Here is a 24,300-nt window from a genome sequence, read left to right as displayed (position 1 = left end):
GATAACATCTTCCTTCTCCTCTCCTCTTTTGCTTCATAAAAAACAAGGAACCCTTCTCATAATAACGGGTTCCCGATATTTTGTCAACAGTCTGATAGGGTATGCTATAATAAATGGCATACCCTATTTCCTTAAAAAATTTTACTGAAAAAGTTTTAATAATTTTTCGGCATTTTTAGGATTTAATTCTGCATCTACTAGAGGAGGACCATTTTTTATAAAATCAAATTGGTCTTCATAAGTTTCTTTTTCCACTTTATAGATTATACCTATAGGGATTTTATCGCCAAATTCCAATGCCTTTTTAAAAGCTTCTTCTTTGTTTGTATAATCGTAATCTTCTGGCAAGTGATAACTTCTTTCTTTATACCAAGCAAAAGTGTTGACTCTATTCCAGACAACACAAGGCTGAAGAAGGTTATGAATAGTGTTTAAAGTATTAAAAACTATTCAAGATTTTATTAAACACTATTCTTTGCTAGGCTACATTCAGCCTAACCGGGTGTAACCCCACACCCTCTATCCCCTCCGCAAATGCTTCGGGGAATACTTTTCTTATAATATTGTATGCGCTGTTTACATCCGCGTTTATTAAAATACCTTTGTTGCTTCTAAATAATCCTCTTTTTATCCTGCGGCTTGGGTCATAGTTTTCTTTGCTGACTTCTTCTCCATCTAAAAAACTGCAACCACTGGTATAACTCTCTTCTACCAGTATGAGGTTTATCCCTTCTTCTTCACATTTGTACTTGAGCATGTTTATGAACTGATAATAAGGGATACTCACGAAATTTTGATTGTTTATTTTCCCTAATTCTATTTCCTGCTTCCATTTTGGGTTATATCCAACTACAAGTGTATCTATGTTATATTGTTTGCAAAAGTTTACTATAAATCTGCTTATTTTGTGCATAAGGTCCTTTATTTTGTTGTCTCTCTTTATTGACAGCTTTTTAATTCTATTGTTGGTACCTCTGTCTCCTACATAATTCATTAACTCTGCCTTTTTCTTGTTGTAATATTGATTTATTGACTTAATAACTTTGCCATTAATAACAATAGGCTTTATGCCTATGTTATTTACCAAAGTTACAAAGTTATTAAGTCCTAAATCCATACCTGCGATTTTTTTGGGTGGTCTTTTTACTTCAGCTATTTCTTTTTCATATACTATTTCAATAACATAGATACTCCCTTTTGGAATTATTCTGACTTCTCTTAAATTTCCTGTTATCCTTGTTTTAAGCCTTAAATCTGTTTTTGGAAAAGTTAAGTATCCATCTTTAATTTTGCATTGTTGGTTTGTGAGGATAGCAACACTTCTTCCATTTTTCTTTTTATACTTTGGCAAGTTAGGTTTACCATTAAATTTGCTTTTATCTTTTTCCCATTCTTTTATTGCTCTGAAAAATGACTTCCAGTTTCTATCGAGAAGTCTTAAGGTTTGTTGTGCTGTTTGTGCTGGTAAGTTTTTGTATGTTTCGTGTTCTTTTAACATTTTGTTAAGGTCCCTGTACCTTATCCATTTTTTGTTGTTTATAAATTCCTGCCTTGTAATGTAGTTGGCGTAATTGTATAAGTTTTTTGCTGCAAAGCATATTTTATCACAGTAAGTCCATAATTCATGATTCTTATTTATCTGTATCTGTTCTACTCTCTTGACTATTATCTTCAAACACCTCGCTTTCTAAAAGCTTTCTTATTTTTTGAATTTTTCTTTTGCTGTAGAATTTTATACTGTAACAGTGCAACAAACTTATAATTTCTTCAATTATTTCCTGAGAATCAAGCTTCTCATTTCCAACTTCGGATACAACAACTATTTCAGTATTAAATTTTCTAAATAAATGTTTAAACAATTCAAATCCTGCTCTGCTTAACCTGTCTTTGTAAGCTATAATAACCCTCTCTACTTTACCCGCAAGAACATCATCAAGCATTTTAAAAAATTCATTTCTTTTTTCAAAACTAATTCCACTTGCTATGTCAGAAAATACTCCATGTATTTTATAGCCATTATTAAAACAAAACTGTTTCAATAATTCAATTTGATTTTCCAAATCCTTCTTTTGTTTTGGGGTTGAAACTCTTGCGTAAATATATGTTTTTCTCTCGACCCCTTTCATAAAAATTTTGTATACGTCTTCTTCATTATAATCATAAAATCCATTTGGCATAACTGTTACTCTTATTTTTCCTTCTTTTACATATTTGGTTAGCGTTGGCCTTGATATTTTTAATAATTCCAGAACCTCTTTTGCTTTCATATTTGTATCACCCATAAATATTGTAGCATAGCCCACAAAGCAAAGTAAATATATTTTATTAAAAATTTTTAATATGTTTAAAACCCTTTATTATTTTTTGTTACTAGGCTGAAGAATATCTATATTTCTTCTTATCACATGTATGAAGTGATTGCCACCTTCCCCATATGTATCTCCATCACCTGATTCTACAATTACTTTTAAATTTTTATTAGCTAATTTTATACCAATAGCAGGGGGGACAGCGCGCCCGTGCAAGCCATTAAAACTATTTATCTTTATATAATGAGGCATCTTTGCACCTTGTCCTGCTTCTCCTCCAATTAAAATTGTGTAATCCATTTTTCACCTCTCCTTAAATAATTATTAGTTGAAACTTTTTTTCATTATATCATAATTTTCTTTAAAATAAAAGTACAGTTTTGTTAATTTTAACAGCGATAGCTTTCTTAATATGTGGTATAATATAAAAAGACTTCAAAGGGAGGAGTATTGGGAAAGTGGCAAAAGTTGCATTTTACACTTTGGGATGCAAAGTGAATCAATATGAGACAGAAGTCATGGCAGAGCTTTTTAGAAAAGCCGGATATGAAATTGTAGATTTTGATGAAATAGCAGATGTGTATGTAATAAACACCTGCAGTGTTACTGCGAGAAGTGATATGAAGTCGAGGCAGATGATAAGAAAGACGAGGAATAAGAATCCAGATGCAATAGTGGTGGCAGTGGGTTGTTATGTTCAAGTAAGCCCTGATGAAGTTTTTTCAATGCCTGAAGTGGATATAGTAATAGGCACAAAGGATAAAGATAAAATAGTTGATTTGGTGAAAGATTTTGAAAAGGAGAAAAAGAAAACTAAGCTAATAGAAAATATAATGAAACAGAGAGATTATGAAGAGTTTGGTATTACTGGGTACACAGAGAGGACAAGGGCTTATATAAAAATTGAGGATGGCTGCAACCAATACTGCACGTACTGCATCATTCCTTATGCCAGAGGGCCAGTTAGGAGCAGAAAGCCAGAAAACATAATAAAAGAGGTCAAGAAGTACGCAGAACATGGGTATAAAGAAATAGTTCTCACAGGTATACACATTGCTTCTTACGGCAGGGACCTTAAAAATATAGGGCTTTTGGATGTAATAAAAATGGTTCACGAAGTAGAAGGAATAGAAAGGATAAGGATAAGTTCTATTGAACCCACCTTTTTGACAGAAGATGTGGTAAAAGAATTAGCAAATCTTCCTAAAATGTGCAGGCATTATCACGTGTCTCTTCAGAGCGGATGTGATGAAACGTTGAAAAGAATGGGAAGAAAATACACAGCTTCTGAGTATAAAGAAGTGGTGGAGAGGCTAAGAAGGTACATTCCTGATGTTGCGATAACTACAGACATAATGGTGGGATTTCCTGGGGAGACAGAGGAGGAGTTTGAAAAGAGCTATAAATTTGCTGAGGAGATATGCTTTGCTAAAATGCACGTATTCAAGTATTCTCGGAGGAAGGGCACAAGAGCGTATAATTTTCCGAATCAGGTCCCAAATAAAGTAAAAGAAGAAAGGAGCAAAAAGCTTTTACAGCTCTCTAAAGTTTGTGAGAGAAAGTTTAAGGAAAGATTTTTAAATAGGACAGTAGAAGTTCTGTTTGAGCAGAAGGTAAAAGATTTAGATGGATATGTGGAAGGGCTTACAGACAATTACCTTAGTGTGGCAGTTAAAGGAGAATTAGAAAATTTGAGAAACCGCATCTTGCCTGTTAGAGTAAAGGAAATAAAAAATGATTTATTGATAGGAGAAATTGAAGGAATTTATTAAGATGTGTAGAATATAAAAAGAGGAGGTGAAAAAGGTGTCGGAATGCATTTTCTGCAAAATAGTAAACAAAGAAGTTCCTTCTAATATAGTGTATGAGGATGATTTAGTTGTAGCTTTCCGCGATATAAATCCCCAAGCTCCTGTACATATTCTAATCGTGCCAAAAGAACATATACCAACCCTTTTAGATGTTACTGAGGAGAACAAGCACCTGATATCTCATGCTTACATGGTAGCAAAGGAAATAGCAAAAAAAGAGGGTATTGACGAAAAAGGCTATAGAATTGTGACAAATTGTGGTAAAGATGGCGGACAGACAGTCTATCACCTTCATTTTCACCTTTTAGGTGGAAGGTTTATGACTTGGCCTCCAGGGTAAAATTATTGACACTTTGTGGGTTTAGGAGTATAATAAAGTGAGAATTTTCAAGCTCTTAGTCACAGTAACAATTGCAGCTTGCCTCGAGCAGTTTATTTGGAGGGAGGGAGAGTAGTGGCTGAAGTAAGAGTCGGCGAAAACGAGTCTTTGGATAGCGCTTTAAGAAGGTTCAGACGTCAATGCTCCAAAGCAGGAGTTTTGTCAGAGCTTCGCAAGAGAGAACACTATGAGAGTCCTAGTGTAAAGCGCAAAAAGAAAGCCGAAGCTGCAAGAAAGAGAAAATATAAATATGGCAGATAAAAGGATGTGGTATAAATGACCCTGAAAGAGCGCATATACAAGGACATGGTAGAAGCCATGAAGAGCAAAGACGCTTTTAAGAAAAACATTCTAAGCATGGTCAGAGCTGCCATACTTCAGGTGGAAAAGGACACGCAGAAAGAGTTGGACGATGAAGGGGTCATCAGTGTAATTTCAAAGGAGATAAAACAGAGAAAAGAAGTTTTGCCTGAATATGAAAAAAGTGGAAGACAGGATCTAGTAGATAAAGCAAAAAAAGAAATAGAAATTATGGAATCTTATTTGCCAGAGCAGCTTTCAGAAGAAGAGATAGAAGAGATGGTGAAAAAGGTCATTGAAGAGACTGGGGCAAAGAGCAAAAGTGACATTGGAAAAGTGATGGGCAAAATCATGCCGATGGTAAAGGGAAGAGCAGATGGCAATTTGGTAAGAGAAATAGTCACAAGGCATTTAGAAGGATAAAAAAGGAGAGAGCACCTCTCCTTTTTGTTTTTTACTCTTCCTCAAAAATCTCTCTAATTTTTCTGTAATCTGATGTGTATGCCAGTGCTGCCATTAATTTTACTCTTGCCTTTTGACCTGATAGATTTCCTCCAAAAATTACCCCCAGAGATTCGAGGTGTTTTCCTCCTCCTTCATAAGCATAGGAAGGATGTACTCTTCCCATCGGGCACCTTGATACGAGAACTACAACTGTTCCTTTAGATATAGCGTATTTTATTCCTTCTGCTACTTTTGGAGGCACATTTCCTCTGCCCGTCCCTTCAATGACAATGCCTCTTTCTCCATTTTCTACTAAAAATCTTATCAGTTTGTCATCCATTCCAAACACTACTTTTAAAAGGCTTACGCGACGTTCCAGTTTTTTTGTGGGAATGTACTGCCTTTTTTCTACGTTTCTATAAAAATACACATTGCCACTGTCTACATACCCCAGAGGACCTGTTTCAGGGCTTTTAAAAGTGTCGAGACTTGAAGTATGGGTTTTCGTTACATCTTTTGCAGAATGAATTTCACCGTTTAGCACTACTAACACGCCTCTTTTTTTGGATTTTTCTGAAGAGGCTGTGGTGAGAGAGTCAATTAAATTGGAAGGCCCATCATAACCTGCTTCAGAGGAATTTTTCATTGCGCCAGTTAAGACAATAGGTTTGTCAAAATTTGTGGTGAGCTCTAAAAAATAAGCTGTTTCTTCTAATGTATCAGTGCCGTGGGTTATCACAACTCCTTTTATTTCATCTCTTTTAAGGGTCTTCTCTACTACTTCTCTTAATTCTTCCAAAAGTTCTACTGTGAGATGAGGACTAGGGTAGTTTCCAAATTCTATAGTTTCAATTTCTAAAACGTTTTCTCTGTGAGGAATAATTTCAAGCAGGTCTTTTCCCGTGAGGGAAGGGACTGCCCCTTTCAGATTGGGGTCTTGCTTCATCGCTATGGTTCCACCTGTAAAAATCACAGCCACTTTACCCAAATTTCATCCACCCAGTTTTTTTCTATCTCCATTATAGTATATTTTTTGCTTTTGCACAAATACGCGAAACTTGTTTGTCCGTGTCAAGATTTTGTAGGTAAAAAATTTTCAAAACTTTCCTCACCGTTAAAAATCTAGGAGTTTAAATCGATAGTTTGTATATATTGCTAATTATATTAAATTATTACTTCAACAAATCATAAATATCTGCTTCCTTTTTTCGCTTTTTTAACGTAAAATATATACTAGAATTGTTTATTCCTCAAATACCTACTGCTAATCCATTTGCTCGTGTTAATTCATTTAAAACGTATTTTATCCATGACTTGCTCGCAAATGAACCTTCCAGTATCGGTAATGAAACTCTGACAAGTCTCTGTCATTGCGCTAATATGAAAGAAAAGGTAGCTTAATACTTTTTGCTACCCTCCTAAAAGTCGTTCCTGTGGATAGTTTTGTTGCTATCTCCTTTATCCCCTTTCTGTCCATCTTTTCTGCTGTCCACTCAAGAAGCTGCCTTGATACTTTTTGTATAAGTTCATGTATCCATCTTTCCAGTTCATAAAAGTCTTTACTCTCCTTTATTATTTTCATTAAACCCTTGAACAAAAAGCAGGATTATGCCCACTATGTGTCGAATATCTAATAACATATCAGACCTCACCTTCCTTTGATTTGATTTTTGATTTTTTCCCGGTGAGACTTTTTTCTACATTTGCACTTTTTTTCTGTTTAATCACCTACTGAAATTTTACACTATCTAGTGATGCTATTGTATCATGAAAGTTTTACCAAAAAAATTAATTTTGAAAGAAGGATTTTACAAAAGAGTAGCGAATCTATAATAATATAGAGAATATAAGCCAACAAAGAAATCTTCTTTAACTTAGGTTTATCCTCTTCGAAAAAGATTGGGAATTATTATAAAGTATCTGGTAGAGATAATTGTTTAGCTGTGATTTTCATAGGATTTCCTCCGTTTCGCTTGTGAGTTCATTCTACCAAAGAATTTGATAAAAGCGGAGGAATTCCTGTGAAAATATATAGCAGAATCCCTTAATCCATAACGATTTTGGGATTTTGCAAGAACCTACAATATCAAACTTTTAGAGGGAGGGAAGTTTATGTCAAGAAAGGGTCTACCTGAAGGAGCATACGGTTTAAAGGAAGGTCAAAAGTATGTTCCTTATGTTCCGAGTGAAAAGATTATGCCTGAATTTACTGCTTTATCAATCATCGTTGGAATTCTTTTAGCCATTATCTTTGGTGCTGCGAACGCTTATCTTGGACTTAAGGTAGGTATGACAATTTCAGCATCAATTCCAGCTGCAGTTATTTCAATGACTATTGTAAGAGTAATTTTAAGAAGAAAATCTATTCTTGAAAACAACATGGTTCAAACAATAGCATCAGCAGGAGAATCTTTAGCTGCAGGTGCAATATTTACACTTCCAGCACTATTCTTATGGGGCGAAAACCCTGATGTTCTTACGATGGGACTTGTTACATTTATAGGTGGAGCTTTAGGAGTACTTTTCATGATTCCAATAAGAAGATATTTAATAGTCCAAGAGCATGGAAAACTTCCATATCCAGAAGGAGTTGCTTGTGCTGAAGTTTTAGTTGCAGGCGAAGAAGGTGGCATAGGGGCAAAATATATATTTACAGGAGGACTCATTGGACTTATTTATAAATTTCTTGGTGATGGATTAAAGCTCTTCCCAACAGAAATAGAATGGGAAATTAAAGGATATGAAGGTGCAGCAATAGGTGCTGATGTTTATCCAGCATTACTTGGTGTTGGATTTATCATAGGACCAAGAATTTCGGCATATATGCTTGGTGGCGCAATTCTTGCATGGCTAGCATTTATTCCGATGATTACATTCTTTGGGCAATATATTGCAGATCCGATATTCCCAGCAACAGCTCCAATAAAGGAACTTGGATATTGGGGAATTTGGAGCCGATATATAAGATACATTGGTGCCGGTGCTGTTGCGACAGGTGGTATAATAAGCCTTATTAAGAGTCTTCCAATTATAATCAATTCCTTCAAAGAGGCTGTGAAAGGTTTCGGCACTAAGGCTGCTGGAAAAATTGAAAGAGTAGACGCCGACATTGATGCTAAGTGGATAATAGGTGGTGTTATTGTTCTTATTATATTGATGGCTATCTTGCCACAAATTCCTGTAGGTGTGCTTGGAGCAGTACTTATAGCTATATTTGGTTTCTTCTTCGTAACAGTTTCTTCAAGAATAGTAGGACTTGTTGGAAGTTCATCAAACCCAGTATCGGGGATGACAATTGCTACACTTTTGATTACAACTGTTATATTGAAAGCAGCTGGATATTCAGGAACACTAGGGATGATAGCAGCGCTTGTTATTGGTGCAGTTGTTTGTACAGCTGCAGCAATTGCAGGTGATATTTCTCAAGACTTGAAAACTGGATACCTTGTTGGTGCAACACCATGGAGGCAACAGGTTGGTGAAATAATAGGAGTTCTTGCTTCAGCAATAGTGATAGGCTTTGTATTGGTAATGCTTAATAAAGCCTATACATTTGGTTCAAAGGAACTTGCAGCTCCACAGGCAACACTTATGAAGCTTGTTATCGAAGGTATTATGAGTGGAAATCTTCCATGGAACCTTGTATTCATAGGTGTTGCCACTGCGCTTATGCTTGAACTATTTGGAATTCCAGCACTTCCGGTTGCAATAGGATTATATCTTCCAATTCACCTTTCAACACCAATTATGGTGGGCGGAATTATAAGGGGAATAGTTGATAAGAAGGAAAAGAATGAAGAAATTTTGAAGGAAAAGGTAGAAGTTGGTGTTCTTTACTCATCAGGGTTAATAGCAGGGGAAGGCCTTATGGGTATAATACTTGCAGCTTTTGCTTATGCTAATGTAGATTTAGCATTAAAGAATATGCTACTTGGACAATGGGGAGCATTGATACTGTTCTTGTTAGTAGCATGGTCACTTTGGATGTATGTAGATAAGGTTGGTAAGCAGAATAGCTCAAAAGGTGAAGCTATAAAGTAATAAAGGGCGGCTAATGCCGCCCTTTATGATAAGGGGGGAATTTCTGTGAAGTATTTGTTATATGTTATACTTGTTGCGTTAATTACAATGCTTCTAATTTATGTTGGATACATTAAAGAAAGCACGCTTCCTGATGAACTTGTAAACGATCTTTACAGAAAATCCAAGAAAAAAATAACAGATTATTTATCTAAAAACAAAAGTGCAAGTATTCCAGAACTGCAGGATTTAATAAAAAATATAAAAGGAAGGGTCTTTTGGAGTAGCAAACAGGTAAAGGTGAATGACCCGGAGAAGTTTGTTAATTTTATTGTAGACGATTTATATAAAAATGGACTTATTAGTATAAAATATGAAGGGAATAGGAAAATAGTAACTTTAAAGAAAGATACTAATTAATTTTCCTTCTGGTATTTATTATATATATTTCCATTTATGCTAAATTTTTGATTTCAAAACCTAAAAACTTTCCCTTTCTTTTCCATCTTTGATATAGTAAAGATTGTTAATTGCTATTAAACTTACTACTCTCCAACAGGATTATATCTATTATTTGTCGAATATCTAATAACATATCAGACTTCTTCTTCCTTTGAATTTGATTTTTGATTTTTTCCCGGTGAGGTCTTTTTTTTGCATCCATACCTTATTTTCCTGCTTTGTCATCTACTGAAATTTTACACTATCAACTTGTCTTAAAAGCATAAGAGAATTTTTTGTTTTTCTTATACATAAAATTTAAAAAAGGGGGGACTTCCATGAAGCAGAGCTTAAAAGATGAGCTCATAAACGCGATAGATTTCCCAAAAGATGCGCTACTCAATCTTCCTAAAATTACGCTGATTGGCAAAACCCACTTGACTGTCGAAAACCATAGGGGCATTGTGGAGTACCTCCCTGAAAGAGTAAGAATCAATTCGACAGTGGGAATTATAAGGGTTATAGGGGAGAATATGGTTATAAATTCCATAATGACTGAGGTTATCACGATCACAGGTGAGATAAAGAGTGTTGAAATAGTGGTATGAGGGGGATAGGCTTGGTTTCAATAAAATTATGGAATTTTTTAAGAGGATATGTTATTATAAAAGTTGAAGGACTGGCAATTGAAAAATTTCTAAACCTTGTGATGGTGAATGAGGTTTATATATGGGATGTTGAAAGAAAAAATTACACCACCCTTACAGCGAAAGTCAGCACAAAAGCTTTTAAAGAAGTTCTTCAGTACGCCAAGAAAACTGGATGCCGCGTCTTTATAGTTTCAAAAAAGGGATTGCCTTTCGCAGTTTTTAGGTTAAGGAAGAGAAAGGGTATTGTCTTAGGGTTTCTTCTCTCTGTGTTGCTTGTGTACCTTTTTTCTACTTTTATATGGGAAATTGATATAAAGACTGTAAATGGCTTAAAAGAAGAGGAAGTTGCCAAGAAATTGTCAGAGATGGGCTTAAAATCAGGGGTTTCAAAGTTTAAAATAGATATAAATAAACTGGAAAAGGAATTTTTGTTGAATAATGAAGAGGTTGCTTGGATAGGGATAAATGTAAGGGGTACTAAGGCTTTTGTAAAGGTAGTGGGAAAGACTAAACCGCAAAAAGTATTGTCAAAAGAAGAACCTTGCAATATAATAGCTAAAAGAGACGGCATAATTTATAAAATGACGGTTTTGGAAGGAGAAGCTGTCAAAAAAGTAGGAGACACAGTAAAAACAGGTGACATACTCATAAGCGGTATAATTGAAAAACCTGGGCTTGACACAATGTTTGTCCATGCGGATGGAGAAGTTTTGGCCAGAACCTGGTATGAGATTTCTGTAGAAGAGGAGTTAAAAAGGACAAGATGGGTAAAAACAGGGGAAAAAATAGTAGCGACAAAAATTATTATAGGGAGCAATACCATCACTTTTACCCCGAGGAAAATCGAATTTGAAAAGTTTGAAAAAGAGGAGAAAAATTTAATTCCCTATGAGGCGCCTTTTAAGATAGTTAAAGAGGTCTACTATGAAGTGAAGCCAGAAGTGGAAACTGTGCCTATTGAAGAGGCAAAAGAGAAAGGGCGCAAAAAGGCTTTAGAAGAGCTTGAAAAAGTGGTAAGTCCTGGAGGTAAAGTGGTGAACAAAAAAGAAAAATATGAAGTGATAGATGGAAGGATATTGAGGGTAACTGTTATGGCAGAGGTTTTAGAGGATATTGGGGTGAAAGAAAAAATTTCTTATACAGGAGGGGAAGGAAAAAAGATTGATTAAGGAGCTTGCTATCAATATTGACAATGTGGAAGAGACTGCCAATTTGTTTGGCAATTTTGATGAGAATATAAAGTTGATAGAGAAGGGGCTGGATGTCAAAATAGTCGTAAGAGGTGGAACTATAAAAATAACTGGAGAGGAGAAAAATGTGGATTCTGCTAATAAGCTTTTTACTAAGCTTATGGATATGATAAAAAGAGGAGATGTCATCACTACTCAAAATGTGCTTTATACTATGAACTTAATTGATGAAGGGGAAGAGGAAAAGCTAAAAGAGCTAATGTCAGACATAGTGTGCATAACTGCCAGGGGAAAACAGATAAGGTGCAAGACTTACGGACAGCTAAGATATGTAGAGGCCATAAGGAAGAATCAGATAGTTTTTGGAATAGGACCGGCAGGGACGGGGAAAACGTATTTGGCAATGGCTATGGCAATCACTGCCCTTAAAAACAAAGAAGTGGGGCGAATAATTCTTACGAGGCCGGCTGTAGAGGCAGGAGAAAAACTAGGATTTTTGCCGGGAGACCTGCAGGAGAAAGTGGACCCTTATTTGAGGCCTCTTTACGATGCTCTTTATGACATTTTGGGAGCTGAAGTGTTTCAAAAATACATGGAAAAAGGTTTGATTGAAGTGGCTCCTTTGGCTTATATGAGGGGGAGAACTTTGGATGACTCTTTTATAATACTGGATGAGGCTCAAAACACCACTCCTGAGCAGATGAAGATGTTTTTGACAAGAATCGGATTTGGGTCTAAGGCTGTGATAACAGGAGATGTGACTCAGATTGACCTTCCAAAGGGGAAAAAATCAGGGCTTAAGGAAGTAATGGAGATATTGAGAGGAATTGAAGGCATAGAATTTGTGATGCTTTCGGAACAGGACGTAATAAGGCATCCCCTTGTTGCAAAGATTATAAAAGCCTATGAGGAGTACGAAAAGAGGAAAGAGGAGAGCGATTTGGAAAAAGAGCGAGGGGAATAATTTTATGAGCAAGTTGGACAAACTTAAAAATTTTTTAAATAAAGACCCGCTCATAATCATTTTTTTTGTCGTTTTTTATTTTGTTTCAAGTTACATGCTGATATATACTAGTATAACTCCTCCGAAATTCGATTTAAAGGCAGGAGATGTGGCACCTCAAGATATAAAAGCACCTAAAGACGTGATAGATGTCATCGCAACCCAAAAGAAAATTCAGGAGGCAGTAAATGCAGTCAATCCCAAATACGACTACAATGAAAACATTGCTAAAGAATCTTATCTAAAACTGGCAGACTTTTTTAATAAGCTGAGGGAAGTTAGAAAATCTTCAGAGAGTGAAGAGCAAAAACTGCAGGACTTTAAAAACATCACTCCTATCAACCTGGAAGATAAGGATATAGCTTTTTTGCTCAAAATAGATGACAGCACTCTTATAAAAATGGAGACTGTGATACTTTCTGCAGAAAAAGCTATTATGGCGAGGCAGATTACAGAAGATGCTTTGCAGAGCGCTTTGAATGACGCAAAAAGTGTAGTGGAAAGTTCTGATATTCCGGTTGATGCAAAGCCTGTAGCTGTGGAAATTTTGTCTTCTGTCATAGTGCCTAACATGATTTACAATGCGTATGAAACGAATCTTGCAAAAAAAGAGGCAGAAGAAAAAGTCCAGCCGGTAATGTACAAAAAAGGTCAAAACATCGTTGTGAGCGGAGAAATAGTTACGCCCGAACAGATAGAAGTTTTAAAGTCATTGGGGCTTTTGAAAGGCACTGACAAAATAGATTATGCTTTGATAGTAGGGTTATTTTTGATTTTGTCTCTTTCTTTGTTCCTTTCAGTTTACTATATAATAAGGCTTGACAAAAAAATAGCGACAAAGAAGATGTACATTGAGCTTTTGTGCCTTACTGGGATTTTGTACCTTGTGTTGGTGGTGGCTTTTAAAGGCATAGAGCCTCTTTTAATACCTGCTGCCATGCTTCCAATGCTTGTCTCCATCCTCATAGACCCTTATATCGCCATCATGGTAGACATCATATACTCTCTTTTAGTTGGGTTGATGGTAAGCTTTAACCAAGCCTTCATCTTCATGTCTTTGCTAGGAGGCTTAATTGGGGCTATTAAGCTGTCTAGCGCAAAGCAGAGGATGGACTTTGTAAAGGCTGGACTTTATGTTAGCGCTGTCAACTTGGTGAGCATAGTTGGAGTAGGGCTTTTAAACAGCAATGACATAGTATCTGTTTTAAAAAGCGGCTTGTGGGGGATAATAAATGGAGTTTTTAGCATAATTTTGGTGATTGGGACTTTGCCTTTTTGGGAGGCTGCTTTTGACATTTTGACTCCTTTGAAGCTTTTAGAGCTTTCAAATCCTAACAATCCGCTTCTTAAGAAGTTGATGATGGATGCTCCTGGCACCTATCATCACAGTATGATAGTGGCGAATCTGGCAGAGGCAGCTTCTGACGCTGTTGGAGCAAACAGCCTTCTTGTCAGGGTAGGAGCTTACTACCACGACATAGGGAAGATAAAAAGGCCTTATTTTTTCAAAGAAAACCAATTGTCAGACGAAAATTTGCACGACAAAATTTCTCCAGACTTAAGTACATTGGTGATAATTTCTCATGTAAAAGACGGAGTGGAACTGGCTAAGAAATATAAACTTCCTCCACAGATAATTGACATGATAAAAGAGCACCATGGCACTACGCTTGTAAAATACTTTTACAATAAAGCTCTTCAAAAAGAAGAGGGTGTCTGTGAGGAAGAATCCTTCAGATATCCAGGCCCCAAGCCTTCTACTAAAGAGTCGGCCATTCTGATGCTGGCTGATTCTGTTGAGGCGGCTGTGAGGTCTTTGTCTGACCCGACAGAGGAAAATGTAAGAAACATGATAGAGAAAATTGTGACAGATAGGTTAAACGACGGACAACTTTCAAATAGCGACCTCACTTTAAAAGATATTGAAACGATTAAGGCTTCTTTTCTAAATTTGCTGGCAGGTATGTTTCACAAGAGAATTGAGTATCCTGATATTGAGACAAATCAAAACAAAGAGGTGTTAGAATGAACGTCTTGATTGATAACAGGCAAACTAAAGTGGATGCCTCAGGTTTGGAAGCCCTTGTTGAGAGGGCAATTAAAGCTACTTTAGAAGAGGAAGAAGTTGTAGATGAAGTTGAAGTTAGCGTCTCTTTTGTGGACAATGAGGAGATAAGGAAATTGAATAAATACTACAGAGGGATTGACAGCCCTACAGATGTGCTTTCTTTTCCTCTTATGGAATTTGAGGAAATTGAAAAGGGAGAAGAAGATGAAAAAGATGCTGAGGAAATATATCCGATAGGAGATATAGTAATATCTTTAGAAAAGGCCAAGGGACAGGCAGAAGAATACGGGCATTCTTTTGAAAGGGAAGTAGCTTATTTGACTGTTCACAGCATGCTTCACCTTTTAGGCTATGACCACGAGACGGAAGAAGAGAGAAAATTGATGAGGGAGAAAGAGGAAAAAGTAATGGAAAGGTTAGGCCTTAGGCGGTGATTTTGTGAAGTCAAGAAATTTAATAGATAGTTTTAACTATGCCATAGAGGGGATTCTACACGTTTTTAAAACGCAGAGGAACATGAAAATTCACTTTGCAATAGCAATAGCTGTGCTGTTTTTTTGCCTTTTTTTGGACCTTACTAGAGTAGAATTTGTAATAATATTGTTTACAATTTCTCTGGTATTGATTGCGGAGATGATAAACACTGCCATTGAAACTACCATTGATATGTTAGTGAAGAATTACAACCCAATGGCGAAGATTGCCAAGAATGTAGCTGCTGGGGCAGTATTGATAGCTGCAGTGAATTCTGTGCTCGTTGCCTATTTGATATTTTTTGACAGGGTAAACCCCTGGACGAAGATGGTACTTGTAAAAATCAGGGAGTCACCAATTCACGTTACAGTAATAAGTATTTTAGTGGTAGTTTTTTTGACTTTGATTTTAAAGGTATACTTTAAAAAAGGGACTCCGATGAGAGGCGGAATGCCCAGCGCTCACAGTGCAATTGCCTTTTCAGTGGCTACTGCTATCACTTTCATGACAGCAGATGCCTTTATTTCTACTTTGAGTTTTTTATTAGCTCTTATGGTAGCAGAGAGCAGAGTGGAGGGCAAGATTCACACTTTTTCTCAGGTTTTTGTCGGGGCAATTTTAGGGATTTTGTTTACAGTGTTAATTTTTCAGATTATAAGGTGAAGGGAAGGTGAAAAAATGGCCTACAGAGCTGGCTTTGTAGCGTTGATTGGAAGGACAAATGTAGGAAAATCAACCCTTTTAAACGCCATATTGAAAGAAAAAGTTGCTATTACTTCTCCAAAGCCCCAGACCACCCGCAATACCATAAGGGGTATATTGACTACAGAAGATTACCAGATTATTTTTGTGGACACTCCTGGAATTCATAAACCTAAATCTAAACTGAGTGAATTCATGATTGAAGTAGCAAAAAGGACTCTAAAAGATGTAGATTTAATTTTGTACATGGTGGAGCCCGATACTTCGATAGGCCCTGGAGATAGGTATATTTTGGATAATCTAAAAGAGGTGGATACTCCAGTTATTTTGGTGGTCAATAAAATTGACTTGGTGCCTGCTGAGAGAGTAGAAGAGGCTATTAAGGTTTTTAAAAGCGAGTACAATTTTAAGGATGTGGTGGCCATTTCTGCTTCTTTGGGCACTAATGTTGAGGTTTTGAAAGAGAAGATAGTTTCTTTCTTGCCAGAAGGACCTAGGTACTATCTTGATGACTATATAACTGACCAGCCCGAGAAGTTGATAGTTGCGGAGATAATAAGAGAAAAAATGCTTTATTTTCTGGAGGAGGAAGTTCCTCATGGAGTCTATGTAGAAGTGGAATCCATAAAAGAGAGGGAGGACAAAGAGATAGTAGACATTGACGCTTATATTTACTGTGAGAAAGAGTCCCACAAAGGAATAATCATAGGAAAGAATGGGCAGATGTTAAAGAAGATAGGGCAGGCGGCAAGGCAGGACTTGGAAGAATTTTATGGAAAGCAGGTATTTTTGCAGCTGTGGGTTAAAGTGAGGAAAGGCTGGAGGGACAATGAGAAGCTTCTCAGGAAATTGGGCTATGCCATTGACAAGTAAGCTTTTAGAGTAGTAAATTATAGGAGAAAGATGTTGAAAAAGGAGGAATCTTTAATGAACATAGCTAAGATGATAGACCACACTCTTTTAAAGCCAAATGCCACAAAAGAAGAGATAAAAAAGGTCTGCGAAGAGGCGAGGGAATACGGATTTGCTTCAGTGTGCATAAATCCATGTTTTGTTGATTTGGCCTATGAGATGCTAAAGGATACTGATGTGAAGGTATGCACGGTTGTAGGTTTCCCTCTGGGAGCTAATACAATTGAGACAAAAGTGGTTGAGGCAGTGGAAGCGGTTAAAAAGGGAGCTACTGAGATAGATATGGTGCTTAATATAAGCATGCTGAAAAGTGGCGAATATGACTATGTGAAGAAAGAAATAGGGGAAGTAGTAAAGGCTGTGAAATCCCACGGGGACATAGTTGTGAAAGTGATACTGGAGACTTGCTATTTATCTGATGAGGAGAAAATCAAAGCCTGTGAGATTTCAAAGGAAGCAGGCGCTGATTTTGTAAAAACTTCTACAGGCTTTGGGCCGGGAGGTGCTACAGTAGAAGATGTGAAGCTCATGAGAAAAGTGGTTGGAGAGAATTTTGGAGTAAAAGCTTCCGGCGGAATAAGAAGCTATGAAGATGCAAAAGCGATGATAGAAGCAGGGGCTAACAGGATTGGAGCTAGTGCGGGTGTTAAAATAGTAGAGGAGTGGAAAAAACAAGGTTTAGGTTGATAAAAATGCGCTTTTTAAAAACAGAGGCAATAGTTTTAAAGAGCAATTTGATAAGCGAGAAGGATAAAATTGCTACTCTTTTCACCAGAGATTACGGGAAACTGCAGGCGGTCGCTAAAGGAGCTAGGCGCTCGAAAAGCCGGTTTGTAAATGCTGTAAGGCCTTTTATTGTGGCTAATTACGTGATTTTTGAAGGTCAGAACTATTACTACATTGACCAGTGGGAGCTTGTAAAAAACTTTGAAAACATAGAAAAAGACCTCAAAAAGTTTGCTTTGGCTTCCTATATAAGTGAGACCATTTCAAGAGTACTAGAGGAAAAGCAGAAAAACACAAAACTATACTTTTTTACAAAACATTCGCTGGAAGCTGTAGAGAGTTTAAACGTAGAGACATCTATTTTTCTCTTTTCTTACACTTTAAAATTGATATCCCTTTTGGGCTACATGCCTGTTTTGGACAGCTGTGCTGTTTGTGGGAAAAAAGAAAATTTAAGTTATTTTTCTTCTTCTTGCGGTGGGGCTGTTTGTAAAGATTGTAACGAAACTTGTAAAGATGCAAAATTTTTAAATAAAAAAGTCTTAAAGTTTTTGCTGTATCTTTTAAAAGCTAAGTATGAAAAGCTTGAAAGAATTTCTGTGCCAGGAGTTATAAAAGAGGAAGCGGATAAAATAATAACAGAGTATGTGAGAACTCACCTTGAAATGGACTTTAAATCCAAAGACTTTGCCATGAAATTGAGCGATTAAAGAAGGGAGGGAGAAGAATGGTGGACGAACAACTGGAAAAAATAGACATGATTGTGGAGAGAACGGGGGTAAGTTACAAAGAGGCAAAAGAGGCTCTGGAAAAAGCCAATGGAAATGTGGTGGACGCCTTAATATACATTGAAGAGAACAGAAAAAGTTGGACAGAGTCTTTTACAGTAGCAGGCACAGAGGTAATGGATAAGATAAAAGACCTCATTAAGAAAGGGAATGTCACAAAGATAAGAATCAAAAAGGATGATAAAGTCCTTTTAGAGATCCCTGTCACTGCAGGAGCCATTTCAACAGTAGTAATACCGCAGCTTACACTTTTGGGAGCGGCGGTGGCTTTTCTGGCTAACTGTACCATAGAGGTAGAAAAATACGATAAAAGTGTTATAGTTTTAAAAGAAGAGAAGAAAAATGATTGACATATATTACTCAATTTGATATTCTAAAATAAGTAATGCTAAAACCTTTCTCCCCGAAAGGGGATGAAGGGTTTTTGTATAATTGGGAAAAGGAGTGTTATTGATGCCTGTCAAAGTTACAATGGATAAAATAGTGGCTCTTGCAAAAAACAGGGGTTTTGTGTTTCCTGGGTCTGAGATATACGGCGGGCTTGCGAACACATGGGACTATGGGCCTTTGGGAGTGGAGATGAAAAACAATATAAAAAGGATATGGTGGAAGAAATTTATACAGGAAAGCCCTTATAATGTGGGAATTGATTCTGCTATTTTGATGAACAGAGAAGTGTGGGTTGCTTCAGGTCACGTGGCTAGTTTTAGCGATCCTCTGATGGACTGCAAGGAATGCAAGTCTCGCTTCAGAGCTGACCAGCTAATTGAAGATTACATAAAAGAAAAGGGACTTGATATTTCGATTGAAGGATGGACAAATGAGCAGATGATGGAATTTATAAAAGAGCACAAAGTTCCATGTCCCAAGTGTGGAGCCCACAATTTTACAGAGATAAGGAAGTTTAACCTGATGTTTAAAACTTATGTAGGGGTTACAGAGGATTCAAAATCTGAAGTTTTTTTGAGGCCTGAGACAGCTCAGGGAATATTTGTGAATTTTAAAAATGTCCAGAGGACAAGCCGCAAGAAAATTCCTTTTGGTATCGGGCAGATTGGCAAATCTTTTAGAAATGAAATTACGCCTGGCAATTTCATATTTAGAACGAGGGAATTTGAACAGATGGAGCTGGAATTTTTCTGTAAGCCAGGGGAAGACATGGAGTGGTTCAATTACTGGAGACAATTTTGCATGGATTGGCTTGTAGAATTTGGCTTAAAGAGGGAGAATTTAAGGTTCAGAGACCACAAAAAAGAAGAGCTGTCTCATTACAGCACTGCCACAACCGACATAGAGTACAATTTTCCCTTTGGATGGGGAGAACTGTGGGGAATTGCTAATAGAACTGACTATGATTTAAGACAGCATATGGAACATTCGGGAGAAGACATGACTTACACTGACCCTGTCACAGGAGAAAAGTACATACCCTATTGTATTGAGCCTTCAGTGGGAGTGGATAGACTAATGCTTGCTTTTTTGGTTGATGCTTACGATGAAGAGGAAGTGGAAGGAGAAACAAGAGTAGTTTTAAGGCTTCACCCAGCTATCGCACCTGTTAAAGTGGCGGTTTTCCCTCTTTCCAAGAAGCTTAATGAAGCAGCTTATAAAATCTACTTAGACCTTAAAAAGAAGTTTCCTGCAGAGTATGACGAATCAGGTAGCATAGGAAGAAGGTATAGAAGACAGGATGAGATTGGAACGCCTTTCTGCGTAACTTACGATTTTGACTCAGAAAATGACCACAAAGTTACAATAAGAGACAGAGATACTATGGAGCAAATAAGGATAGACATAGACCAAGTGGATAAATACCTGGAGGAGAAACTCAAGTTTTAAGGGGAATCAGTTTTCGCTGATTTCCCTTTCTTAAAAATTAAAAAACAAGTTGGTTATGCCTTTATTTTGTGGTATAATTATAGTAAAGTGTTAAACAGAAGACCAGAAAACGTTTATGAAAACTTTTGAAGGGGTGATAAAGATTCAACTGACGCCTAGACAGCAGATCATTATCGATATTGTAAAGAAATATCAACCCATTACAGGAGAACAGATTGCTGAAAAACTGAATGTAACTCGAGCCACATTAAGACCGGATCTGGCGATCTTGACTATGTCCGGGATCTTGGAAGCGAGACCTAAAGTCGGCTATTTTTACACTGGAAAATCACCCCTTAGTCTGATACAGGATTATATAAAAAGCATAAAGGTAAAAGATGTAAAGTCGGTGCCTGTAGTGGTAGAAGAAAGTACTCCCGTGTATGATGCGATTGTAACTCTTTTTTTAAAGGATGTTGGGACAATTTTCGTACAGGATGGTGGATTTTTAACCGGCGCTGTATCCAGAAAGGATTTTTTAAAAATTGCTATAGGCAATACCGATATTTATAAGGTCCCGGTGGGAATAATTATGACCCGGATGCCGAACATCATCACAACTTACGACGATGAGCCTGTGTATAACGCTGCTGTGAAGATTATTGAGCATGAAGTGGACAGCCTCCCTGTTGTGGAACCTGTAGTGGGGAAAGATGGAAAACAGGGGTACAAGGTGACAGGTAGACTGTCAAAGACCAATATAACCAGACTTTTTGTGAAGCTAGGGGAAGGTTAGGGGGACTGTGGATGCAAGAAGGAGTATCGATATACTTAGTGTCCGATTCCAATGTAGACACTGCGGAGAACATCGCAAGCATTGCTGCTGCTCATTTTGATACTTTTATTGAAAAAATAAAGAAGTATTCCTATGTCGGGGATATTAACCAAATTGAAGATATTGTAATGGAAGCAGCTAATGATTCAAACAGCATAATAATACACACAATGGTAGTAAAAGAGCTAAAAGAATATCTCCAAAAGAAGGCCCAGAAATTTGGAATAAAGATAGTTGATGTAATGGGACCAGTTATAGATGCTATAGAGGACAGCACTGGCATATCACCCCATACAGAGCTTTTGAGGGACAGCAAAGAGGACTATCTAAAGAAAATAGAAGTGATAGAATTTGCAGTAAAATATGATGATGGAAAAGACCCGATGGGAATACTATTAGCAGATGTGGTTGTGATAGGAGTATCAAGGACTTCTAAAACTCCCCTTTGCATGTACTTGGCTCACAAATATATAAAGGCTGCCAATTTGCCTCTGGTTCCTGAGATTGAGCCGCCGAGGGAGCTTTTTGAAATAAATCCCAAGAAGATCTTTGGACTTACTATAGACCCTGAAGTTTTGGTGAAAATAAGAAAAGAAAGGCTTAAATCTCTAGGCCTTAATGACAATGCTCTTTACGCTACAGAAGAAAGGGTTAAAAAAGAGATACAGTATGCTGAGGAGGTGATGCAAAAGTTAGGCTGCACAGTGATAGATGTTACCAATAAGGCTGTAGAGGAGACAGCTAACATAATATTAAACGTGTTAAGAGGAGGAGAGAGTACATGACTAAAAAATATGTGTATTTTTTCAATGAAGGCGACGCCTCAATGAGAGACCTCTTGGGAGGAAAAGGTGCAAATTTAGCCGAAATGACGAGATTGGGATTACCTGTTCCGCCAGGGTTTACAGTTACCACAGAGGCTTGTACAAGATACTATGAAGATGGGGAGACAATTGCACCAGAGATAGTTGAGCAGATTCATGAGTACATGAAGAAGTTAGAAGAGGTTACTGGGAAAAAATTTGGAGACCCAAATAACCCGCTTCTCGTATCTGTCAGGTCCGGCGCAAGGGTTTCAATGCCTGGAATGATGGATACCATTTTAAACCTTGGCTTGAACGACGAGACCGTAGAGGGCCTTGCAAGAGCAACTAACAACGAGAGATTTGCTTATGACAGCTACAGAAGGTTCATCCAGATGTTCTCCGACGTAGTTATGGGGATTGACAAGAACAAATTTGAAGCTATTTTAGATGAGATCAAGGAAAAAAGAGGTGCTAAGTTTGACACAGACCTTACAGCAGAGGATTTAAAAGAAGTTGTAAAGAGATTCAAAGAATTATATAAACAGGAAAAGGGAGTAGACTTCCCACAGGACCCTCAAGAGCAGCTTTTGGAAGCTGTGAAGGCTGTTTTCAGGTCCTGGAACAACCCGAGAGCTATAGTCTACAGAAGGTTAAATGATATACCGAGCGACTGGGGAACAGCAGTAAACGTGCAATCAATGGTATTTGGCAACATGGGTAACGATTCTGGTACTGGCGTTGCATTCACAAGAAATCCCGCAACTGGTGAAAAAGCTCTATTTGGTGAATTCTTGATGAACGCTCAGGGCGAAGACGTGGTTGCAGGTATAAGAACGCCTCAACCAATTTCTACCTTGAAAGAGACAATGCCAGAAGTTTATAACCAGTTTGTAGAAATTGCTGAGAAGCTGGAGAAACACTACAAAGACATGCAGGATATAGAGTTTACCATTGAAAGAGGAAAACTCTACATGCTACAGACAAGAAATGGTAAGAGAACTGCTCAGGCCGCTATAAAGATAGCTGTTGACCTTGTAAGAGAAGGCCTAATTGACGAAAAGACAGCTGTATTAAGAGTAGATCCAAAACAGCTAGACCAGCTCTTGCATCCTACTTTTGAGCCAGAAGCGTTAAAGGCTGCCAAACCTGTTGCCAAAGGATTGCCTGCATCTCCTGGTGCTGCTTCAGGAAAGGTGTACTTTACAGCTGATGAAGCAGTTGCTGCTGCAAAATCGGGAGAAAAGGTAATACTTGTAAGGACAGAGACCTCTCCTGACGATATTGAAGGTATGGCCTCCGCAGAAGGAATACTCACAACTCGCGGTGGAATGACATCTCACGCTGCTGTTGTAGCAAGAGGAATGGGTACTCCCTGCGTAGTTGGATGTGGAGATGCGAGAATAGACGAGCAGGCGAAGGTAATGAGAATTGGCGATATAGTTGTGCGCGAAGGAGACTACATATCAATAGATGGTAGCACTGGCAATGTGTACATCGGAGAAATAAAGACAGTGACACCTGAAATAAGCGGAGACTTTGCTATACTGATGGGCTGGGCAGACAAGTACAGAAGACTGAGAGTCAAAGCAAATGCGGACACGCCAAGAGATGCAAAGATTGCTCTTGAATTTGGCGCAGAGGGAATTGGACTTGCTAGGACAGAGCACATGTTCTTTGATGAAGAAAGAATTCCTGCTATGAGAGAGATGATTATAGCCAAGACAGAGGAGCAGAGGAGAAAGGCATTAGAGAAGATACTGCCTATGCAGAGGTCAGATTTTGAACAGCTGTTTGAGATAATGGGCGAATATCCTGTTACTATAAGGCTTTTGGACCCACCACTTCACGAATTCTTGCCACACCTTGACGAGGAAATAAGGGAACTTGCTGAAGACATGGGCGTTCCATTCGAAGAATTAAAGGCTACAGTAGAGAGCCTGAAAGAGTTCAATCCAATGCTTGGACACAGAGGATGTAGATTGGCCGTAACATATCCTGAGATAGCTGAAATGCAGACTAGAGCTATAATAGAGGCTGCAATAAATGTGAAGAAGAGAACCGGCAAAGACGTCAAACCCCAGATAATGATACCACTTGTGGGCGAATTGAAAGAGTTCAAGTACTTGAAAGACATAATTGTAAAAGTAGCAGATGAAATAATAAAACAAAGTGGTATTGAACTAAAATACCTTGTAGGTACAATGGTAGAAGTGCCAAGAGCAGCATTAACTGCAGATAAGATCGCTAAAGAAGCTGAATTCTTCTCCTTTGGTACAAACGACTTAACTCAGATGACCTTCGGATTCTCAAGGGATGACGCTGGTAAATTCTTGGAGACTTACTATGAGAAAAAGATATACGAATTTGACCCATTTGAAAAGTTAGATCAGGAAGGTGTAGGCAAACTTGTAGAGATGGGCACAAAGCTTGGCAAGCAGACGAGACCAGACCTCGAAGTAGGAATATGCGGAGAGCACGGTGGAGACCCATCTTCCATAGAGTTCTGCCACAGAGTGGGATTAGACTATGTATCTGCTTCACCTTACAGAGTGCCTATTGCAAGATTGGCAGCTGCACAGGCAGCTATAAAATACGGAAATTAACTTACAAAGGCAGCTTTTGCG

The 24,300-nt window shown here is 37.7% G+C and carries 25 protein-coding genes and 1 pseudogene; 20 read left to right on the top strand and 6 right to left on the bottom strand.

The genetic code is table 11. The annotated features are described in order from the left end of the window. Positions 1-141 precede the first annotated feature (141 nt). From EV203_RS07505 to EV203_RS07490, 4 genes and pseudogenes are all read right to left on the bottom strand, one after another. Entirely contained in the window at positions 142-426 is a 285-nt protein-coding gene (locus EV203_RS07505) for a hypothetical protein (RefSeq protein WP_278429587.1), read from the bottom strand. A 52-nt stretch (positions 427-478) separates the two neighbouring features. After that, on the bottom strand, positions 479-1,675 hold the full coding sequence (locus EV203_RS07500) for an RNA-guided endonuclease InsQ/TnpB family protein (RefSeq protein WP_132039862.1): 1,197 nt from the start codon (positions 1,673-1,675) through the stop codon (positions 479-481). After that, positions 1,632-2,267 carry an IS607 family transposase gene (locus tag EV203_RS07495; RefSeq protein WP_039931265.1) on the bottom strand — a complete coding sequence of 212 codons (636 nt, stop codon included), beginning with the start codon at positions 2,265-2,267 and terminating at the stop codon, positions 1,632-1,634. Before EV203_RS07495 ends, EV203_RS07500 begins: the two co-directional genes overlap by 44 nt. A gap of 114 nt (positions 2,268-2,381) precedes the next feature. Next, a pseudogene (locus EV203_RS07490) lies at positions 2,382-2,576 on the bottom strand (thiamine pyrophosphate-dependent enzyme); the annotation flags it as partial. Between the two features lie 182 nt (positions 2,577-2,758). Between EV203_RS07490 and mtaB the strand changes: the two are divergent. From mtaB to EV203_RS07470, 4 genes are all read left to right on the top strand, one after another. Then, positions 2,759-4,081 (top strand): tRNA (N(6)-L-threonylcarbamoyladenosine(37)-C(2))-methylthiotransferase MtaB, encoded by a 1,323-nt coding sequence (gene mtaB, locus EV203_RS07485; protein ID WP_043884339.1) that lies wholly within the window; start codon positions 2,759-2,761, stop codon positions 4,079-4,081. A gap of 34 nt (positions 4,082-4,115) precedes the next feature. After that, positions 4,116-4,460, top strand: coding sequence for a histidine triad nucleotide-binding protein (locus tag EV203_RS07480; RefSeq protein ID WP_022587864.1), 345 nt, complete (start codon positions 4,116-4,118; stop codon positions 4,458-4,460). 114 nt (positions 4,461-4,574) lie between these two features. Beyond that, positions 4,575-4,760 (top strand): 30S ribosomal protein S21, encoded by a 186-nt coding sequence (gene rpsU / locus EV203_RS07475; protein WP_011025339.1) that lies wholly within the window; start codon positions 4,575-4,577, stop codon positions 4,758-4,760. Positions 4,761-4,775: 15 nt separating this feature from the next. After that, positions 4,776-5,222, top strand: coding sequence for a GatB/YqeY domain-containing protein (locus EV203_RS07470; protein ID WP_011025340.1), 447 nt, complete (start codon positions 4,776-4,778; stop codon positions 5,220-5,222). Positions 5,223-5,253: 31 nt separating this feature from the next. Here the strand turns inward: EV203_RS07470 and EV203_RS07465 are convergent, their stop codons facing one another. Continuing rightward, positions 5,254-6,231 (bottom strand): asparaginase, encoded by a 978-nt coding sequence (locus EV203_RS07465; protein WP_011025341.1) that lies wholly within the window; start codon positions 6,229-6,231, stop codon positions 5,254-5,256. 387 nt (positions 6,232-6,618) lie between these two features. Next, positions 6,619-6,825, bottom strand: coding sequence for a hypothetical protein (locus tag EV203_RS07460; RefSeq protein WP_243700617.1), 207 nt, complete (start codon positions 6,823-6,825; stop codon positions 6,619-6,621). Between the two features lie 530 nt (positions 6,826-7,355). Between EV203_RS07460 and EV203_RS07455 the strand changes: the two genes are divergently transcribed. From EV203_RS07455 to ppdK, 16 genes are all read left to right on the top strand, one after another. Next, on the top strand, positions 7,356-9,284 hold the full coding sequence (locus EV203_RS07455; RefSeq protein ID WP_132039860.1) for an OPT family oligopeptide transporter: 1,929 nt from the start codon (positions 7,356-7,358) through the stop codon (positions 9,282-9,284). 45 nt (positions 9,285-9,329) lie between these two features. Further along, positions 9,330-9,683 (top strand): hypothetical protein, encoded by a 354-nt coding sequence (locus EV203_RS07450; RefSeq protein WP_132039858.1) that lies wholly within the window; start codon positions 9,330-9,332, stop codon positions 9,681-9,683. Positions 9,684-10,042: 359 nt separating this feature from the next. Then, positions 10,043-10,312, top strand: coding sequence for a sporulation protein YqfC (gene yqfC / locus EV203_RS07445; protein ID WP_132039856.1), 270 nt, complete (start codon positions 10,043-10,045; stop codon positions 10,310-10,312). An 11-nt stretch (positions 10,313-10,323) separates the two neighbouring features. Further along, a complete protein-coding gene (yqfD, locus tag EV203_RS07440; RefSeq protein ID WP_132039854.1) occupies positions 10,324-11,523 on the top strand; it encodes a sporulation protein YqfD in 1,200 nt (399 codons plus the stop codon). Further along, complete coding sequence (locus EV203_RS07435) at positions 11,516-12,508, top strand: PhoH family protein (protein WP_132039852.1); 993 nt, start codon at positions 11,516-11,518, stop codon at positions 12,506-12,508. The genes yqfD and EV203_RS07435 overlap by 8 nt, the downstream gene beginning before the upstream one ends. Before the next feature lie 4 nt (positions 12,509-12,512). Continuing rightward, on the top strand, positions 12,513-14,576 hold the full coding sequence (locus EV203_RS07430; protein ID WP_132039850.1) for an HD family phosphohydrolase: 2,064 nt from the start codon (positions 12,513-12,515) through the stop codon (positions 14,574-14,576). Then, a complete protein-coding gene (gene ybeY / locus EV203_RS07425; RefSeq protein ID WP_022587868.1) occupies positions 14,573-15,049 on the top strand; it encodes an rRNA maturation RNase YbeY in 477 nt (158 codons plus the stop codon). Before EV203_RS07430 ends, ybeY begins: the two co-directional genes overlap by 4 nt. Positions 15,050-15,053: 4 nt before the next feature. Beyond that, positions 15,054-15,752 (top strand): diacylglycerol kinase, encoded by a 699-nt coding sequence (locus tag EV203_RS07420; protein ID WP_132039848.1) that lies wholly within the window; start codon positions 15,054-15,056, stop codon positions 15,750-15,752. A gap of 15 nt (positions 15,753-15,767) precedes the next feature. Further along, entirely contained in the window at positions 15,768-16,664 is an 897-nt protein-coding gene (era, locus tag EV203_RS07415; protein WP_011025348.1) for a GTPase Era, read from the top strand. A gap of 54 nt (positions 16,665-16,718) precedes the next feature. Beyond that, entirely contained in the window at positions 16,719-17,390 is a 672-nt protein-coding gene (gene deoC / locus EV203_RS07410) for a deoxyribose-phosphate aldolase (protein WP_041587132.1), read from the top strand. A 5-nt stretch (positions 17,391-17,395) separates the two neighbouring features. Then, a complete protein-coding gene (gene recO, locus EV203_RS07405) occupies positions 17,396-18,139 on the top strand; it encodes a DNA repair protein RecO (protein ID WP_031314067.1) in 744 nt (247 codons plus the stop codon). A gap of 17 nt (positions 18,140-18,156) precedes the next feature. Beyond that, complete coding sequence (locus EV203_RS07400) at positions 18,157-18,567, top strand: DUF4342 domain-containing protein (protein ID WP_022587872.1); 411 nt, start codon at positions 18,157-18,159, stop codon at positions 18,565-18,567. A 103-nt stretch (positions 18,568-18,670) separates the two neighbouring features. Beyond that, positions 18,671-20,056 carry a glycine--tRNA ligase gene (locus tag EV203_RS07395; RefSeq protein ID WP_011025352.1) on the top strand — a complete coding sequence of 462 codons (1,386 nt, stop codon included), beginning with the start codon at positions 18,671-18,673 and terminating at the stop codon, positions 20,054-20,056. Positions 20,057-20,189: 133 nt separating this feature from the next. Then, the gene (gene ccpN / locus EV203_RS07390) at positions 20,190-20,831 is read left to right on the top strand and encodes a transcriptional regulator CcpN (RefSeq protein ID WP_031314068.1); all 642 of its coding nucleotides are present in this window, start codon (positions 20,190-20,192) and stop codon (positions 20,829-20,831) included. An 11-nt stretch (positions 20,832-20,842) separates the two neighbouring features. After that, entirely contained in the window at positions 20,843-21,655 is an 813-nt protein-coding gene (locus tag EV203_RS07385) for a pyruvate, water dikinase regulatory protein (protein WP_132039846.1), read from the top strand. Beyond that, positions 21,652-24,279: a pyruvate, phosphate dikinase gene (ppdK, locus tag EV203_RS07380; protein ID WP_011025355.1), complete on the top strand. Its 2,628-nt coding sequence runs from the start codon at positions 21,652-21,654 to the stop codon at positions 24,277-24,279. Before EV203_RS07385 ends, ppdK begins: the two co-directional genes overlap by 4 nt. The last annotated feature ends 21 nt before the right edge of the window (positions 24,280-24,300 follow it).

Source organism: Caldanaerobacter subterraneus (assembly GCF_004345675.1).
GTDB classification, from domain to species: Bacteria; Bacillota; Thermoanaerobacteria; order Thermoanaerobacterales; family Thermoanaerobacteraceae; genus Thermoanaerobacter; species Thermoanaerobacter subterraneus.
The sequence above is the reverse complement of the archived record's forward strand: the minus strand, read 5'-3'. Positions and strand labels throughout refer to the sequence as shown.